The sequence below is a fragment of the Bradyrhizobium sp. USDA 4011 genome (assembly GCF_054063415.1).
Window position 1 is genome coordinate 7,109,347 of sequence record NZ_JBSSGG010000001.1, and the last position, 15,095, is coordinate 7,124,441.

The window sequence follows — 15,095 nt, forward strand, 5'->3', positions numbered from 1 at the left end:
ATCGCAAAGAACAGAAAGAGCGGGACATGAACGCGCCTGTCGCACCGACCGAAGACCTGATCTACTCCGTCGCGGACGGGATCGCGCGCATCACGTTCAACAGGCCGCAGGCCCGCAACGCGCTGACCTTTGCGATGTACGAGCAGATGGCCTCGATCTGCGAGAACATCAATCAGGATCACTCCATCAAGGCGCTGATCCTGACCGGTGCCGGCGACAAGGCATTCGCCTCGGGCACCGACATCTCGCAGTTCCGCGCGTTCAAGACCGCGCAGGATGCGCTGGACTACGAGGCGCGGATCGATCGCGTGCTGGGAACACTCGAACAGTGCCGCGTGCCCGTCATCGCGGCGATCGCCGGCGCGTGCACCGGCGGCGGCGCCGGTATCGCCGCATGCTGCGACATCCGCATCGGCACCGAGGCGACCCGGATCGGCTTCCCGATCGCGCGCACGCTCGGCAACTGCCTCTCGATGTCCAACATCTCGCGGCTGGTCTCGCTGATCGGTCCGGCGCGGACCAAGGATCTGATCTTCAAGGCGCGCCTGGTCGAGGCGCCCGAAGCATTGGCGCTCGGGCTGCTGAACGAAGTCGTCCCCGACGTGGAAACGCTGCAGCGCCGCGCCACGGAGACCGCGCAACTCGTCGCCGGCCATGCGCCGATTACGCTGGAGGTGACCAAGGAAGCGGTGCGCCGCATCCGCCGCACGCTGTCGCGCGACGAAGGCGAAGACCTGATCCTGCGCGCCTATATGAGCGAGGATTTCCGCGAGGGCATGGACGCTTTCCTCAACAAGCGCACGCCCCACTTCAAGGGCAAGTAACGGCGACGAGGCGAACGCGTGTTGCGAGAGCGGTGACAAGCAAGCCCAGTCTCATCAGGGAGAGCACGAAGTAAGCCGTAGCCCATCGCGCAGGGAAAGCCGGAGTTCCCGGTTACACCTGTGGTCCTGCCTCCCGTGCTTCCTGTTGCACGTGACCCATGGGTGCGATCGGCACCCGGCTTTCCCTGCGCCCTTTGTTCGAGAGAGGGCGGAACGAAGAGCAAGGCTCGGGCAATTCCTGTCGCGAGAAGGCATATGCGCGACTCGCAGATCGCTCCACAAATTCGGTGTCGTCCCGGGCAAGCGAAGCGCGACCCGGGACCCATAACCACCGAACGTCATTGTTGCATAGCGCTGGAGCCACAACTCGCTTCAACAACGAACGCCTGCGGTTATGGGTCCCTGCTTTCGCAGGGACGACAGCGAACAAGCGGCGCGCTTACAGAAAATGATGCCGTTACTCATTCCAAAGTCATAGGTCATGCGGCAGTTCGGCGGCTTGCACTCACCTGCATTCTCGGCACAATGACGCGAACCCGCCACCTCGACGGTTTTGCGAAGCCGAACAAATAGATAGGGAAGAAACACGTGGGACAGATCGTGAAGACCACGGCAGCCATCGCGGCCTTGCTGCTGAGCACGCCGGCGTTCGCCGGCTGGGAGCCGAGCAAGCCGGTCGAGATCGTGGTTGCGGCCGGCGCCGGCGGCGCCTCCGACCAGATGGCGCGCATGATGCAGGCGGCGATCCAGAAGAACAACCTGATGAAGCAGCCGATGGTGGTGTCGCTGAAGGGCGGCGCGTCAGGTGCGGAAGCGCTGATGTACATGAAGTCCAGCGAGGGCGATCCCAACAAGGTGCTGATCGCCTATTCGCTGATCTACATGCTGCCGCTGTCGGCCAAGATCCCGTTCAACTGGCGCGACCTGACGCCGGTGTCGGTGATCGCGCTCGACCAGTTCGTGCTGTGGGACAATGCGTCGGGCCCCAAGACCGTCAAGGATTTCATCGCGGCCGCGAAGGCCGCGAGCGCGCCGTTCAAGATGGGCGGCACGGGCTCCAAGCGCGAAGATCATGTGCTGACCGTGTTCATGGAGCAGAAGACCGGCGCGAAATTCTCCTATCTGCCCTACAAGTCCGGCGGCGAGGCCGCGACCCAGCTGGTCGGCGGCCACACCGAGTCCAACGTCAACAATCCGAGCGAAAATCTCGAGGTCTGGCGGGCCGGACAGGTTCGCGCGCTCTGCGTGTTCGACAAGGAGCGCATCTCCTACAAGACCAAGCTCACCGACACGCAATCCTGGAACGACATCCCGACCTGCAAGGAGGAGGGGCTGGACGTGCAGTATCTGATGCTGCGCGCGATGTTCCTGCCCGGCAAGGTCACGCAGGAGCAGCAGGCGTTCTATGTCGATCTGTTCCAGAAGGTGACACAGACGGCTGAATACAAGGACTACATGGAGAAGCAGGCCTTGAAGCCGATCTTCCTCACCGGCAAGGACATGGTCGAGTTCCTCGAGGATGACGACAAGCAGAATGCCTCGCTGATGAATGCGGCGGGCTTCGTCGCGAAGTAGCGGGCGCGGTTTGCTTACCTTCGGGTTGGAATTGGCTTGCAAGCGGCAGCGGCGCAGTGATTATTGCGCCGCAGTATGGCCGGACGTCCGGCAAGCCGTGGAGCGATCATGACCAAAGCCGTGTTGGGGATCATCGGCGGATCCGGCATCTACGATCTGCCGGGCCTGGAAAATGTCCGCGAGGAAACGATCACGAGTCCCTGGGGCGAACCGTCCGCGCCGCTGCGCCGCGGCGAGATGGCGGGCCTGCCGATCGTGTTCCTGCCGCGACACGGCCAGGGACACGCGCTGTCGCCGTCCGACATCAACTATCGCGCCAATATCGACGTGCTGAAGCGGGCGGGCGTCACCGACCTGGTCGCGCTATCCGCCTGCGGCTCGTTCAAGGAAGAGCTGCCGCCGGGCACGTTCGTGCTGGTCGATCAGTTCGTCGACCGCACCTACAAGCGCGAGAGCTCGTTTTTCGGTAAGGGCTGCGTCGCGCATGTGTCGATGGCGCATCCGGTATCCCCGCTGCTGGCGAAGCATCTCGTCGCCGCTGCCGAGGCCGAGCGCATCGCGTTTGCGCGTGGCGGCACCTATCTCTGCATGGAGGGGCCGCAATTCTCCTCGCTCGCGGAAAGCCTGACCTACAAGGCGCAGGGCTATTCGGTGATCGGCATGACCAACATGCCGGAAGCCAAGCTCGCCCGCGAGGCCGAGATCTGCTACGCCAGCGTCGCGATGGTCACCGATTTCGACTGCTGGCATCCGGCTCATGATGCCGTGACGGTGCAGGACATCATCCGCGTGCTGAATTCGAACGCCGAGAAGGCCAAGGCGCTGGTCGCGCGTCTGGCGCGGGATTTCCCGCGCGCACACGAGCCGTGTCCGATCGGTTCGGACCGCGCGCTTGATACCGCGCTGATCACCGCGCCTGCGGCGCGCGATCCTCAGTTGTTGGCGAAGCTCGATGCTGTGGCTGGAAGGGTGTTGCGCGGATGAAGGTCGATGGACGGCATTTTCGCAGTATCTGGCTCGAGCCCGACGGCTGGTCCGTCGGTGCGATCGATCAGCGACGATTGCCGCATGAGTTCATCATTGCAAAAATCACGACGGCTGAGGAGGCCGGCGAAGCCATCAGCTCGATGCTGGTGCGCGGCGCGCCGCTGATCGGCGCCACCGCAGCCTATGGCATGGCGCTCGCGATGCGCGCCGATTCCTCCGATGCGGCGCTCGACCGCGCCGGCAAGATGCTGGCTGCAACCCGGCCGACCGCGATCAATCTGAAGTGGGCGATCGACGAGATGCGACGCGCGCTCGCGCCGCTCGCAGCTTCAGCCCGGGCCGACGCGGCCTATGCGCGCGCCCGCGAGATCGCCGATGAGGATGTCGAGATCAACCGCGAGATCGGCCGCCACGGGCTCGGCCTGATCGAAAAAATCGCCGCGACCAAGAAGCCGGGCGAGCCGGTCAACGTGCTGACGCATTGCAATGCCGGCTGGCTTGCAACGGTCGATTGGGGAACGGCGACATCACCGATCTACCAGGCGCATGATCGCGGCATTGCGGTCCATGTGTGGGTCGACGAGACGCGGCCGCGCAATCAGGGCGCTTCGCTCACCGCCTGGGAACTCGGTCACCACGGCGTGCCGCACACCGTGATCCCCGACAACACCGGCGGCCATCTGATGCAGCATCGTATGGTCGACCTTGCGATCGTCGGGACCGACCGCGTCGCCGCCAATGGCGACGTCTGCAACAAGATCGGGACCTATCTGAAGGCGCTCGCCGCGCATGACAACGATGTGCCGTTCTACGTTGCACTGCCGTCGCCGACCATCGACTTTAGTATCGACGATGGCGTCAGGCAGATTCCGATCGAGCAGCGCGCGGCCAGCGAGGTGACGCACCTCAGCGGGCGCACGGCGGATGGACGGATCGAGACCGTGCGCGTGGTTCCGGACGGCTCTTCCGTCGCCAATTTCGGCTTCGACGTCACGCCGGCGCGGCTGGTGACGGGATTGATCACCGAGCGCGGCGTCCTCGGTGCGGATCGTGCTGCGCTTGCGAGCGCATTTCCCGAACGTTCCGGGCGTTAGCTGAAGGCTGCATTGACGGTGATTGGTTCAGCACGCTATCCCAATCGTTGCCCTCGCAACCCAGACCGTCCAGTCCATGTCCAATACCGAACTTGAGATCGTCGTCGACGATCCGACCGCGCCTGAAGAGAACTCGCCGGCCGTCGTCAGCAGCGGCGTCGTCGACGTCGTCGTCTCGCTGCTGCTGCTCGCGCTCGCATTGGTGCTCGGCTGGGACAATTGGCGCACCGGCGCATCGTGGGACTCGACCGGGCCGCAGCCGGGCTACTTTCCGTTCTACCTTTCGGTGATTCTCGGCGCCGCCAGCCTCTACGGCCTCGGCGCCGCCTTCGTCTCGCGCCGGGAAGTAGCCGAGACCTTTGTCACCCGCGCCCAGTTTCGCCGGGTGATGGCGGTGTTCGTGCCGACCTTCCTGTTCTGCCTCGCCACCCAATATCTCGGCCTCTATGTCGCAAGCTTCCTTCTGATCGCGGGCTTCATGCGACTCGTCGGCAAGATCGCGCTGTGGAAGTCGCTGCTCACCGCCTTCGTCTTCACCGCCGCGATGTTCGTGACCTTCGACATCGCATTCGACGTCATCATGCCGAAGGGGCCGCTCGAAGCGGCCTTCGGCTACTGAGCTAACCGACAGGATTTCGAAAACATGGAAGCCTTCGGTCTCCTGCTGCACGGCTTTGCCGTCCTTTTGACGTGGAAGACGCTGCTGTTGATGATGGTCGGCCTCGTGCTCGGCATCTTCGTCGGCGTGCTGCCGGGGCTTGGCGGTCCCAACGGCGTTGCGATCCTGCTGCCTTTGACCTTCACGATGGATCCGACATCCGCCATCGTGATGCTGTCGTGCATCTATTGGGGTGCGCTGTTCGGCGGCGCCATCACCTCGATCCTGTTCAACATCCCCGGCGAAGCCTGGTCGGTCGCGACCACGTTCGACGGCTATCCGATGGCGCAGCAGGGCAGGGCGGCCGAAGCGCTGACCGCGGCGTTCACCTCGTCCTTCATCGGCTCGCTGGTCGCGGTGCTGCTGATCACCTTCCTGGCGCCGATGATCTCGTCGTTCGCGCTGAAGTTCGGCCCGCCGGAATTCTTCGCCGTCTATCTGCTGACCTTCTGCTCGTTCGTCGGCCTCGGCCGCGAAGCCAAGCACAAGACCGTGATCTCGATGTCGCTCGGGCTGCTGCTCGCCGGCGTCGGCATGGATACGGTGTCCGGGCAGCTGCGCATGACGTTCGGCTCTGCGGAGCTGCTGCGCGGCATCAACTTCCTTGTCGCGGTCATCGGCCTGTTCGGCATCAGCGAAATCCTGCTCACGATGGAGGAGCGCCTGGCGCTGCGCGGGCACGCCGCCAGTATCAGCCTGCGCGTCGTGCTCTCGGTGTGGAAGGACCTGCCGAAATACTGGGTGACGCTGCTGCGTTCGTCCGTGATCGGCTGCTGGCTCGGGATCACGCCGGGCGGTGCGATTGCGGCCTCCTTCATGGGCTACAATCTCGCCAAGCGTTTCGCCAAGGATCAGGAAAGTTTTGGCAAGGGCCGTATCGAGGGCGTGTTCGCGCCGGAGACCGCCGCGCACGCCTCGGGCACCGCAGCCTTGTTGCCGATGCTCGCGCTCGGCATTCCCGGTTCGGGGACCGCGGCGATCCTGCTCGGCGGCCTGATGGTGTGGGGCCTCAACCCCGGGCCGCTGCTGTTCGTCGAGCACAAGGATTTCGTCTGGGGCCTGATCGCCTCGATGTATCTCGGCAACGTCGTAGGCCTCGTGCTGGTGCTGACCACCGTGCCGATCTTCGCCTCGATCCTGCGGGTGCCGTTCGCGGCTGTCGCGCCGATGATCGTGGTGTCCTGCGCGATCGGCGCCTACGCGATCCAGAACGCGATGTTCGACATCTGGCTGATGCTGGGCTTCGGCGTCATCGGCTACGTCTTCAAGAAGATCGGGATCCCGCTTGCGCCGTTCACGCTCGCTCTGGTGCTCGGCAGCCGCGCCGAGGACGCGTTCCGGCTCTCGATGATCGGTTCCGGCGGCGACATGAAGGTGTTCTGGTCGAACGGCCTGGTCGGCACCATCACGACCCTGGCGATCGTGCTGCTGTTCTGGCCGGCGATCGATCGGGCCTTTGCCGGCGTCGCGCGTCTGGTGCGGCCGGCAAAGGCGTGAGGCCTTATAGCGTTTTCAAGCGAAGTGGACACCGGTTCGCGTGAAGAAAACGCGTCAAGACTAGAATCTCTAGACGACCTTGCGCTGGCGCAGCTCGGCGATCTCGTCCTGGCCGAAGCCGAACTCGGCCAGCACTTCCTCGGTTTGCTCGCCGAATTCCGGCGGGCGCGCCGCCATCTTGCTCGGCGTCCGCGACAGCGTGACGGGCTGGCTGACCAGCTGGATGTGCCGGTTCTCGTCGTTGGGAACGTGCTGGGCCATGCCGAGATGCTTGACCTGGGCATCTTCGAACATCTGGTCGATCGAGTAGATCGGCCCGCACGGCACGCCGGCGGCGTTCAGCTCCTCCACCCAGGTCTCGGTCGATTTCTTCTCGGTCAGCGCGTTGATTCGTGCATTCAGCGCATCGCGGTTCTTCGAGCGCGCCGGTGCGGTCGCATAATCGGGGTCGGTGATCAGCTCGGGCGCGCCGATCGCCTGTGCGCAGCGTTCCCAGATCCGCCCGCCTGTCGTGGCGATGTTGATATAGCCGTCGGTGGTCTTGAACACGCCGGTCGGGATCGAGGTCGGATGGTTGTTGCCGGCCTGCTTGGCCACTTCCTTTTCCATCAGCCACCGCGCCGCCTGGAAATCCAGCATGAAGATCTGCGCCTGCAGCAGCGAGGTCTGCACCCATTGGCCTTCGCCGGACACGTCGCGTTCCAAGAGCGCAGTGAGGATGCCGATCGCGCAGAACAGCCCTGCGGTGAGGTCGGCGACGGGAATGCCGACCCGCATCGGGCCGCCGCCGGGCGCGCCGGTCACCGACATCAGGCCGCCCATGCCCTGCGCGATCTGATCGAAGCCCGGGCGCTTGTGATAGGGGCCGTCCTGGCCGAAGCCGGAGATGCTGCCGTAGACTATCCGCGGATTGATCTTGCGGATGCTCTCATAGTCGATCCCGAGCTTGGCCTTCACGTCCGGCCGAAAGTTCTCGACGATGACGTCGGCCTGTTCGGCGAGCCGCTTGAACACCTCGAGCCCCTTGGGATCCTTCAGGTTCAGCGTCATGGCGCGCTTGTTGCGATGCAGGTTCTGGAAATCCGACCCGCCGCGGGGGCCGCCCGGCTGCTCGCCGCCGCCGTCTTCCATCAGCGCATCGATCTTGATGACGTTGGCACCCCAGTCGGCGAGCTGGCGCACGCAGGTCGGCCCCGACCGGACCCGGGTCAAATCCAGCACGGTGAACCGGGACAGGGCTTGGGATGCGCGGGGAAAGGGCATTGAGACACCTCTTGTTTGGCGGGCCGCTCTGGGGCTACTGCCTATCTGCCATAGACAATTTGGCTGACCTTTCCAACTGTTACCCGGACAACAAACCGGGCTGGAAACAAACGGGCATGGTTCCGTTCAGATCGGCCTCCGCCTTGGCGGTCTTTCAGGCTTCCCCACACCTGCTTGCAGGCCCTGCCATCCGCCAACCCTCGACAATCACTGCGCCGGCTGCTAGCCCGTCGCCATCCGAATGAGTTTTTGCCCTTATGGAAGAGGCACTTGAGGCGCATCGAGGCGATGGACCGAAAGCGGGCATGGCGGTGAAAAAGGGTCCATCCCATCTGCTCGGCAATTCGGCATGGAACGCGACGGCGTTCGCGGTCGCGGTGCTGCTCAACCTCGCGATTCTCCCGTTCGTGATCTTCCGGCTCGGCCTTGCTGCCTTCGGTGTTGCGGGCCTCGTGACTGCCTGCGTCGCGCCTGCGCTGATGTTCAGCAATGCGCTTGGCCTCTCGACGGCGCGCGAACTCGCGCAACGGCTGGAACCGTCTGATCGCGGCGAGGCGCGGCGTTTCTTCTCGACCGCCCTTGCGCTCGCCGTCGCCGGGGGCAGCCTGATCGCGGCCTTGCTCGTCCTTGCCGGACCGCCGCTCGCGCGATTGGGATTTCACCTGGGTGGTCCGGCGTCCGACGACCTCGGGCTTGCCTTTGCGTTGGCCGGCGTCGGCTGGCTGTTCCAGTGCCTGTTCGCGGTCTTCCTCTCGCTGTTCACGGCGCGCCAGGATTATCGGCGGATCGCGTCGATCAGCATCACCGGCACGGTGGTGACGACGATGTCGATGCTGCTGCTGATCCCGTACGCGCCGCGCGCCTCGACCTTCCTCGGCTGTCAGGCCTTGGGCTTCGCGACGAACCTCGCAATGGCCTTCGCCTGGTCGCGACATGCCATCAGCGACTGGCTGGCGCGGCCCGTGCTCGATCGCAGTGCGCTGCGCGCACTCGTGAAACTTGGCGGCTGGCAGGTCGCGGCGCAAAGCGGCGCGCTGTTCGCCGGCCAGGCGGACCGCTATTTGCTCGGCGCGCTGCTGCAGCCGCAATTCGTCGGCTTTTACAGCGTCGCGCAGCGGCTGGAGGAGGCGGTCTATATCGGCGTGCTGAAGATCGGCGAGATCTTGTTCCCGTTCTTCAGCACGCTGCAGAAGGAGGATGACGATCGCAAGGTCGATCTGCTGCTTCGCTCCTCCTGGATTCTCAACGTGCTTGCCGCGAGCGCGCTTGGCGGCCTGATCCCGGTTGCGGGCGCGCTGCTGTATCGATGGACCGGCGCCGAGGTCGCCGCCGAGGCGCAGCTCGTGCTGGTGGTGCTTGCGATCAGTGGGATATTGGGGTCGAGCGCCAACGTGTTCGCGTTCTACCTGCTGTCGCAAGGGCGCTCCAGCTTCAACGCGTTGATCTCGCTTGTCACCGGCTTCTTCACGCTGGCGACCAGCGCCATTGCGTTGCCGTATTTCGGCTGGCAAGCGGCCGGCTGGAGCTCCTGTGTCGGGATGGTTGCCCAGATGGTCGTCACGGTGCTGCTGCTGCGGCGAACCTTCAGGCTCTCGGCCATGTGGTCACGGATGCTGCATTTCGTCTTGATCCCGCTCGGCACGGGCATCGCCGTTGCGCTGGTGCTGCGCGCGCAGCTTGGCCATGTGTCGTTCGACCACGCGCCGTCATGGTGGTATGTGGTGTCGCTCTACGGCGTGTCGGCGGCGGCGATCTTTGTCGCTGCCGTCGCCGTGTCGCAGCTCGGTCCCTATCGCGCCGTCTGCTGGCGGGATCTCCGCATCATCATCGCCCGCTTCTTGCCGTTGAAGGTCGCCTAGATATGTGTGGTATCGCAGGCATCGTCAATCTGCGCGGCGCCCCCGTGGACCCGGCCGACATCTCGCGGCTCACCAGCCTGATCGCGCATCGCGGTCCGTTCGGCGAGGGCACCTGGTTCAACGCCAAGCGGAACGTCGCCTTCGGCCATCGCCGGCTCGCCATCATCGATCCCGGCGAGGGTGGTTATCAGCCGATGGCATCAGGCGATGGCCGCCATGTGATCGTCTACAACGGCGAGATCTACAATTTTCTCGAATTGCGCCGCGAACTCGAGGCGAAGGGCACGGTCTTCCGCAGCCAGTCCGATACCGAAGTGATCCTTGCCGCCTGGCAGGCGTGGGGCGAGGACATGCTGCTGCGCTTCAACGGCATGTGGGCGCTGGCGATCTACGACACCGTCACGGATGATCTGTTCCTGGCGCGCGATCGGTTCGGCATCAAGCCGCTGTTGTATGCGCTGTCAGGCGAGCGGTTCGTGTTCGCGTCCGAGCAGCGGGCGCTGGCGCGGAGCGGGCTGCTCGAGACGTCACTCGACATCGACGTGGCGCGGCGGCTGTTGCTTGATCCGTTCGGGATCGAAGGCAGCGAGCGGACCCTGTTCGCGCAACTCCGTCGTCTGCAGGGCGGGCACTGCATGTGGTTGCGCCAGGGGCGCGCGCAGGTGCGCCGCTGGTGGCGGACCGTGGATCATCTGCCCGCGATCCCTGATACTGAATCCGAACGCGTCGCGCGCTTTCGCGACCTGTTTCAGGATTCCGTCGCCCTGCGCATGCGCAGCGACGTTCCGATCGGCACCTGCCTGTCCGGCGGCTTTGACTCGTCCGCGGTGATCTGCGCGATGGCCGCTCATGAGAAAGCCGGCATGGGGCCGCGCGACAGCACGGCCTGGCGACACGCCTTTGTCGCGACCTTTCCCGGCGCCAGCAATGACGAGCGGCCGATGGCGGAGGAGGCGGCCGCCTGGGCCGACGTGGCGCCGAGCTTTCTCGAGATCGGGCGCTCGGATGCGCTTACCGACCTTGACCGGATCCTCGACGACAATGACGACGTCTATATCGGGTTGCCGAGCGCGGCGTGGCTGATCTATCGCGAACTCCGGCGCCAGAACGTCACCGTGTCGCTCGACGGCCACGGAGCGGACGAATTGATGGGCGCCTATTTGCAGGAGGGGCAGTCGACCGCATTCCGGATACGCAACGCCGCCGCCGCGCTCACGTCACGATCGCAGCTGGCGCAACGCGGCATCGACTTCCTGCGGGCGCAGATGATCAGGCGCCAGGGGCACTATTTCCTGCGGGGAGGCCTGACGGCGATGCCCGCCGCGCTGCCGCTGGTCGCCGAGGATGACGAGTTGCCGAACGCGTGGGGCGCGCTGAACCGGCGTCTCTATCGCATGTTCCACTCGACCACGTTGCCCACCATTCTGCGCAATTTCGACCGGCTCTCGATGGCGCACGGGATCGAGGTGCGCATGCCGTTCATGGACTGGCGGCTGGTGACCTACACGATGGCGCTGCCGGAAACGAGCAAGTCGGCCGACGGCATCACCAAGGTGGTCGCGCGGCAGGCGATGGCGAACCTGATGCCCGAGAGCATCCGTACCGCGCGCCGCAAGGTCGGCTTCAACTCGCCGATGCCGGAATGGCTGAACGGGCCATTGGCGGGCTGGACCAATGAGCTGCTCAATCGCAATGTCCCGGCGTTTGCCGAGTTCGTCGACGAAGCACCGCTTCGAAAGACGGTCGGCCACTTGACGGCATCGCAGAGCTGGGATTGGGAATCCGTCGGCCGGATCTGGCCATACCTGAACATGAAATGGATGTTGGCAAGGTCCGTATAACCAATGCGTCTGTTCCAGAATAGCGGTCTCTATCCGTCCTATCTGCCGCGGCTGAACCAGCTTGCGGCAAAAGCGTCGACCTTCGCGGCGCGTCGCGACGTGTTCCTGCATGATCGCTTCGGCGCGGCACATTTTCTCGAGCCCGTGCTCGACGGTGCGCCCGAAGCCTTCTTCACCAATGGCGACGACGACGTGCTGCAGCGCCAGTGGGCGCGCGAGCAGGGCATGAAGGGGACGCCGACGCTCGAAGCCATTCTGCTCGCGCAGATCGAGCATCACAGGACCGACGTGTTCTACAATCTCGATCCGGTGCGTTATCCGAGTGCGTTCATCGCCAAGCTTCCCGGCTGCGTGAAGAAGACAGTGTGCTGGCGCGCGGCGCCTTCCGGTAATGCCGACCTGACCGCCTACGGCGCGGTGCTCGGAAACTTCCCGTCGATCCTCGAGGCCTGGCGTAGCAAGGGCTGCCGGGCGGAGCTGTTCTTCCCCGCGATCGATCCTGTCATGGAGCAGTACGGCCACGGCGAACGTTCGATCGATGTGGCGTTTGTCGGCGGATATTCGCGGCATCACAGTGCGCGGGGCAGGACGCTCGAACAGGTCGCGGCACTGGCCGCTGAACGCAAGATCGTGTTCTGCCTCGATGCGTCGCGGCTGACACGGCTTGCCGAAAGCGCGGTCGGTCGGTTGTTGCCGCTGCACAAGCACCGCAGGCCCGACGTCATCGCGCGAATAGCGCGGCTGCCGCTGTTCGGCAGGGACCTCTACGAGCTGTTCGGATCCGCCAAGATCGTGCTCAACGGCGCAATCGACATGGCCGGCAACGACCGCGGCAACATGCGTTGCTTCGAGGCGATGGGCTGCGGGTCGCTGCTCGTGTCGGATTCCGGCAACTATCCGGAGGCGATGGAGGAGGGTGTCACGATGCGCACTTACGACGCGCCTGAACGGGCAGCCGAGGCGATTTCGAGCAGCTTGCAGGATTGGCCGCAATGGGCCGCCATCGCCGCGTGCGGCAGGAGGCGCGTGCAGCAGACCTACAGCAAGGCCTCGCAATGGGCCCAGTTTACCGATCTCGTCGCGCGGATTGAGCCGTGCTAGAGCGTTTTCGAGCGAAATGATGCCGGTTCGCGCAAGGAAATCGCGTCAAAACACCAGTCTGGAGCTCCGTTCCGATTCCATCGGAACGGAAAAGGCTCTAGACGGTGCACAGTGCCGGCCGGTGGGCGGGCGATCGGGCCGAGATGATGTCTGCAAGTGACTTGATCCATCGACTGAAATGGGTGGCCGACGGGCTTGCCGTGCCGCTGTTCAGGATGCGGCCGCGACCGTTCGGGCCGGGCTATCAGACGGTCAAGCGCGATACCATCACCGCAGCCATCGACGCCGGCCTGCTTCAGGCAGGAAAGGAGCTTCCACCGGGCTACGGCGTCGCCATGGACGAGCGCGTGGTGGAATATCCCTGGGTCTATGGCCGATTGAACAATGTCGGCAAGATGCTGGACGCGGGGTCGACCTTCAACCACGACTTCCTGCTGCAGCGCCCGCCGCTGCGCGGTGCGGATCTCACCATCATGACGCTGGCGCCGGAGCGGCGGTGCTATTGGCGTGACGGCTACTCCTATGTGTTCGGCGATCTCCGGAAGACGATGTTCGGCGATCAGGTCTTCGACACCGTCGCAAGCATTTCGACGATCGAGCACATCGGCCTCGACAATCAGATGCTGTACACGGGCGACCCGCGTGATGCCGAGACCGATCGAGACGGTTTTGTTCCGGCGGTGCAGGAATTCAAGCGCATTCTCAAGCCCGGCGGCACCTGCCTGATCTCGGTGCCGTTCGGCAAGCGCGAGAATCTCGGTTGGTATCAGGTGTTCGATCTTGCCATGATCGAGCGGATCATCGAGGCATTCGGCGCGGCGTCTCACCATGTCGACTATTTCGGCTATTCGCGACAAGGCTGGTCGCGGCAGAGCGCCGGGGCGCTCGCCGACGCCACTGTTTTCGACATCCACACCGGCAAGGGGCAGGGCAACGACCTTGCGGCGTCGTCGCGCGCCGTCGCGTGCCTGCAGTTGACGGCATGAATCTCGATCATCTGATCCAGCGTCTGCTCGGTCGCGCGACGTGCCGCTTGCAGCCGGACGCCGCGCTCGGCCGCCATGCCAGGATCAGAAACATCCGTGGCGATTCCGACAAGATCGTCGTCGGCCGCAACAGCCGCATCCTCGGCGAGCTCCTGACCTTCGCACATGGCGGGGAGATCAAGATCGGCGAGTGGTGCTACGTCGGCGAGGGAACCCGGATCTGGTCGGCGGCCTCGATCGAGATCGGCAACCGCGTTCTGATCTCGCATTCGGCGAATGTCTTCGACAATCTCACGCACCCGCTGCGGGCGACGGAGCGGCACCGGCAGGTCCAGCAGATTTTCACGCGCGGACATCCCAGCGATATCTCGCTTGATGAGAGCCCGGTGAAGCTCTGCGACGACGCCTGGGTCGGGGCGGGCGCAATGGTCTTGCGCGGTGTGACGGTTGGGCAGGGCGCTATCGTCGCGGCCGGCGCGGTCGTGACCCGGGATGTCGCGCCGTTTTCGATCGTGGCGGGCAATCCGGCCGTGCTGGTGAGGGAGCTTGGCCCCGATGAACGGTGAGCGCAAGTTTACCACCTGGGAGGATGCGGTGGTCTGGCTGCGCAATCAGCCGGAGCAGCGCCAGCTTGTGCTCGACGCGTTCTACGACGATCCGCTGGTTGGCGCCGCCGAGCGCTATTTCCAGAGCTCCGAGTGGCAAGCGGTCGCCGCGCTGCTCGCCGGCCGGTCGGGTACCGCGCTCGACGTTGGAGCCGGTCGCGGCATCGCGAGCTACGCGCTCGCCCGAACCGGCTTTGCGGTGACGGCGCTCGAGCCGGATCCCAGCGCGATCGTGGGAGGGGCGGCGATCCGCGGCCTGGCGCAACAGACGCAATTGCCGATCCAGGTGGTCGAAGAGTTTTCCGAGCGGCTGCCGTTCGCCGATGCGACGTTCGATCTCGTCTTCGCCCGCGCTGTGCTGCACCATACGCGCGATCTCGAGGGGGCGTGCCGGGAGATGTTTCGCGTGCTGCGACCCGGCGGCATGCTGATCGCGGCGCGCGAGCATGTCATCAGCAAGGAGGCGGATCTTCCGCAGTTCCTTGCGCAGCATCCGCTGCATCACCTTTACGGCGGCGAACATGCCTTCCTGCTCGATCGCTACACCGGCGCGCTGACCAAGGCAGGGTTTTCCGCGATCGACACGCTGGCACCGCTGCGAAGCCCGATCAACCTGTTTCCCTATACGCCGGAGACCCTGAAAGCCGCGATCGTGACCAAGTTGTCGCAAAAGATTCCGGTTGCTCCGATATGGCGAACTGCGCTTGCCCCAAGTTGGCTGTTCGGTTCGCTGCTGTCGATGGCCGAACGTTTCGATCATCGACCGGGACGGCTCTACTCCTTTGTCTGTCACAAGGCCTGAGCG

13 protein-coding genes are annotated in these 15,095 nt (G+C 64.6%); 12 read left to right on the forward strand and 1 reads right to left on the reverse strand.

What is annotated here, in order from left to right:
- Window positions 1-26: 26 nt before the first annotated feature.
- From ACVW1C_RS33515 to ACVW1C_RS33540, 6 genes are all read left to right on the forward strand, one after another.
- Window positions 27-824, forward strand: a complete 798-nt coding sequence (locus ACVW1C_RS33515) for an enoyl-CoA hydratase/isomerase family protein (RefSeq protein WP_456761920.1) — start codon at window positions 27-29, stop codon at window positions 822-824.
- A gap of 597 nt (window positions 825-1,421) precedes the next feature.
- A complete protein-coding gene (locus ACVW1C_RS33520; RefSeq protein ID WP_456763242.1) occupies window positions 1,422-2,399 on the forward strand; it encodes a Bug family tripartite tricarboxylate transporter substrate binding protein in 978 nt (325 codons plus the stop codon).
- A 108-nt stretch (window positions 2,400-2,507) separates the two neighbouring features.
- A complete protein-coding gene (locus ACVW1C_RS33525; protein ID WP_456761921.1) occupies window positions 2,508-3,383 on the forward strand; it encodes an S-methyl-5'-thioadenosine phosphorylase in 876 nt (291 codons plus the stop codon).
- Complete coding sequence (mtnA, locus tag ACVW1C_RS33530; protein WP_456761922.1) at window positions 3,380-4,480, forward strand: S-methyl-5-thioribose-1-phosphate isomerase; 1,101 nt, start codon at window positions 3,380-3,382, stop codon at window positions 4,478-4,480. Before ACVW1C_RS33525 ends, mtnA begins: the two co-directional genes overlap by 4 nt.
- A 76-nt stretch (window positions 4,481-4,556) precedes the next feature.
- The gene (locus tag ACVW1C_RS33535; RefSeq protein WP_456761923.1) at window positions 4,557-5,099 is read left to right on the forward strand and encodes a tripartite tricarboxylate transporter TctB family protein; all 543 of its coding nucleotides are present in this window, start codon (window positions 4,557-4,559) and stop codon (window positions 5,097-5,099) included.
- Between the two features lie 24 nt (window positions 5,100-5,123).
- Window positions 5,124-6,635 (forward strand): tripartite tricarboxylate transporter permease, encoded by a 1,512-nt coding sequence (locus ACVW1C_RS33540; RefSeq protein WP_456761924.1) that lies wholly within the window; start codon window positions 5,124-5,126, stop codon window positions 6,633-6,635.
- Between the two features lie 69 nt (window positions 6,636-6,704).
- On the opposite strand, the gene ACVW1C_RS33545 is transcribed toward ACVW1C_RS33540, so the two are convergent.
- The gene (locus ACVW1C_RS33545) at window positions 6,705-7,898 is read right to left on the reverse strand and encodes a CaiB/BaiF CoA transferase family protein (protein WP_456761925.1); all 1,194 of its coding nucleotides are present in this window, start codon (window positions 7,896-7,898) and stop codon (window positions 6,705-6,707) included.
- Window positions 7,899-8,203: 305 nt separating this feature from the next.
- Between ACVW1C_RS33545 and ACVW1C_RS33550 the strand changes: the two genes are divergently transcribed.
- From ACVW1C_RS33550 to ACVW1C_RS33575, 6 genes are all read left to right on the forward strand, one after another.
- Entirely contained in the window at window positions 8,204-9,757 is a 1,554-nt protein-coding gene (locus tag ACVW1C_RS33550; protein ID WP_456761926.1) for a lipopolysaccharide biosynthesis protein, read from the forward strand.
- 2 nt (window positions 9,758-9,759) lie between these two features.
- On the forward strand, window positions 9,760-11,598 hold the full coding sequence (asnB, locus tag ACVW1C_RS33555; RefSeq protein WP_456761927.1) for an asparagine synthase (glutamine-hydrolyzing): 1,839 nt from the start codon (window positions 9,760-9,762) through the stop codon (window positions 11,596-11,598).
- A gap of 3 nt (window positions 11,599-11,601) precedes the next feature.
- A complete protein-coding gene (locus tag ACVW1C_RS33560) occupies window positions 11,602-12,699 on the forward strand; it encodes a glycosyltransferase family protein (protein WP_456761928.1) in 1,098 nt (365 codons plus the stop codon).
- 146 nt (window positions 12,700-12,845) lie between these two features.
- Window positions 12,846-13,685, forward strand: coding sequence for a methyltransferase domain-containing protein (locus tag ACVW1C_RS33565; protein ID WP_456761929.1), 840 nt, complete (start codon window positions 12,846-12,848; stop codon window positions 13,683-13,685).
- Window positions 13,682-14,251, forward strand: a complete 570-nt coding sequence (locus ACVW1C_RS33570; protein WP_456761930.1) for an acyltransferase — start codon at window positions 13,682-13,684, stop codon at window positions 14,249-14,251. Before ACVW1C_RS33565 ends, ACVW1C_RS33570 begins: the two co-directional genes overlap by 4 nt.
- Window positions 14,241-15,092: a class I SAM-dependent methyltransferase gene (locus tag ACVW1C_RS33575; RefSeq protein WP_456761931.1), complete on the forward strand. Its 852-nt coding sequence runs from the start codon at window positions 14,241-14,243 to the stop codon at window positions 15,090-15,092. Before ACVW1C_RS33570 ends, ACVW1C_RS33575 begins: the two co-directional genes overlap by 11 nt.
- Window positions 15,093-15,095: the final 3 nt, after the last annotated feature.

Excerpts from the sequence above, each read along its gene's own strand:
- ACVW1C_RS33515 (WP_456761920.1), top strand. The coding sequence starts at position 27 with ATGAACGCGCCTGTCGCACCGACCGAAGACCTGATCTACTCCGTCGCG.
- ACVW1C_RS33525 (WP_456761921.1), top strand. The coding sequence starts at position 2,508 with ATGACCAAAGCCGTGTTGGGGATCATCGGCGGATCCGGCATCTACGAT.
- mtnA (WP_456761922.1), top strand. The coding sequence starts at position 3,380 with ATGAAGGTCGATGGACGGCATTTTCGCAGTATCTGGCTCGAGCCCGAC.
- ACVW1C_RS33535 (WP_456761923.1), top strand. The coding sequence starts at position 4,557 with ATGTCCAATACCGAACTTGAGATCGTCGTCGACGATCCGACCGCGCCT.
- ACVW1C_RS33540 (WP_456761924.1), top strand. The coding sequence starts at position 5,124 with ATGGAAGCCTTCGGTCTCCTGCTGCACGGCTTTGCCGTCCTTTTGACG.
- ACVW1C_RS33545 (WP_456761925.1), bottom strand. The coding sequence starts at position 7,898 with ATGCCCTTTCCCCGCGCATCCCAAGCCCTGTCCCGGTTCACCGTGCTG.
- ACVW1C_RS33550 (WP_456761926.1), top strand. The coding sequence starts at position 8,204 with ATGGCGGTGAAAAAGGGTCCATCCCATCTGCTCGGCAATTCGGCATGG.
- asnB (WP_456761927.1), top strand. The coding sequence starts at position 9,760 with ATGTGTGGTATCGCAGGCATCGTCAATCTGCGCGGCGCCCCCGTGGAC.
- ACVW1C_RS33560 (WP_456761928.1), top strand. The coding sequence starts at position 11,602 with ATGCGTCTGTTCCAGAATAGCGGTCTCTATCCGTCCTATCTGCCGCGG.
- ACVW1C_RS33565 (WP_456761929.1), top strand. The coding sequence starts at position 12,846 with ATGTCTGCAAGTGACTTGATCCATCGACTGAAATGGGTGGCCGACGGG.
- ACVW1C_RS33570 (WP_456761930.1), top strand. The coding sequence starts at position 13,682 with ATGAATCTCGATCATCTGATCCAGCGTCTGCTCGGTCGCGCGACGTGC.
- ACVW1C_RS33575 (WP_456761931.1), top strand. The coding sequence starts at position 14,241 with ATGAACGGTGAGCGCAAGTTTACCACCTGGGAGGATGCGGTGGTCTGG.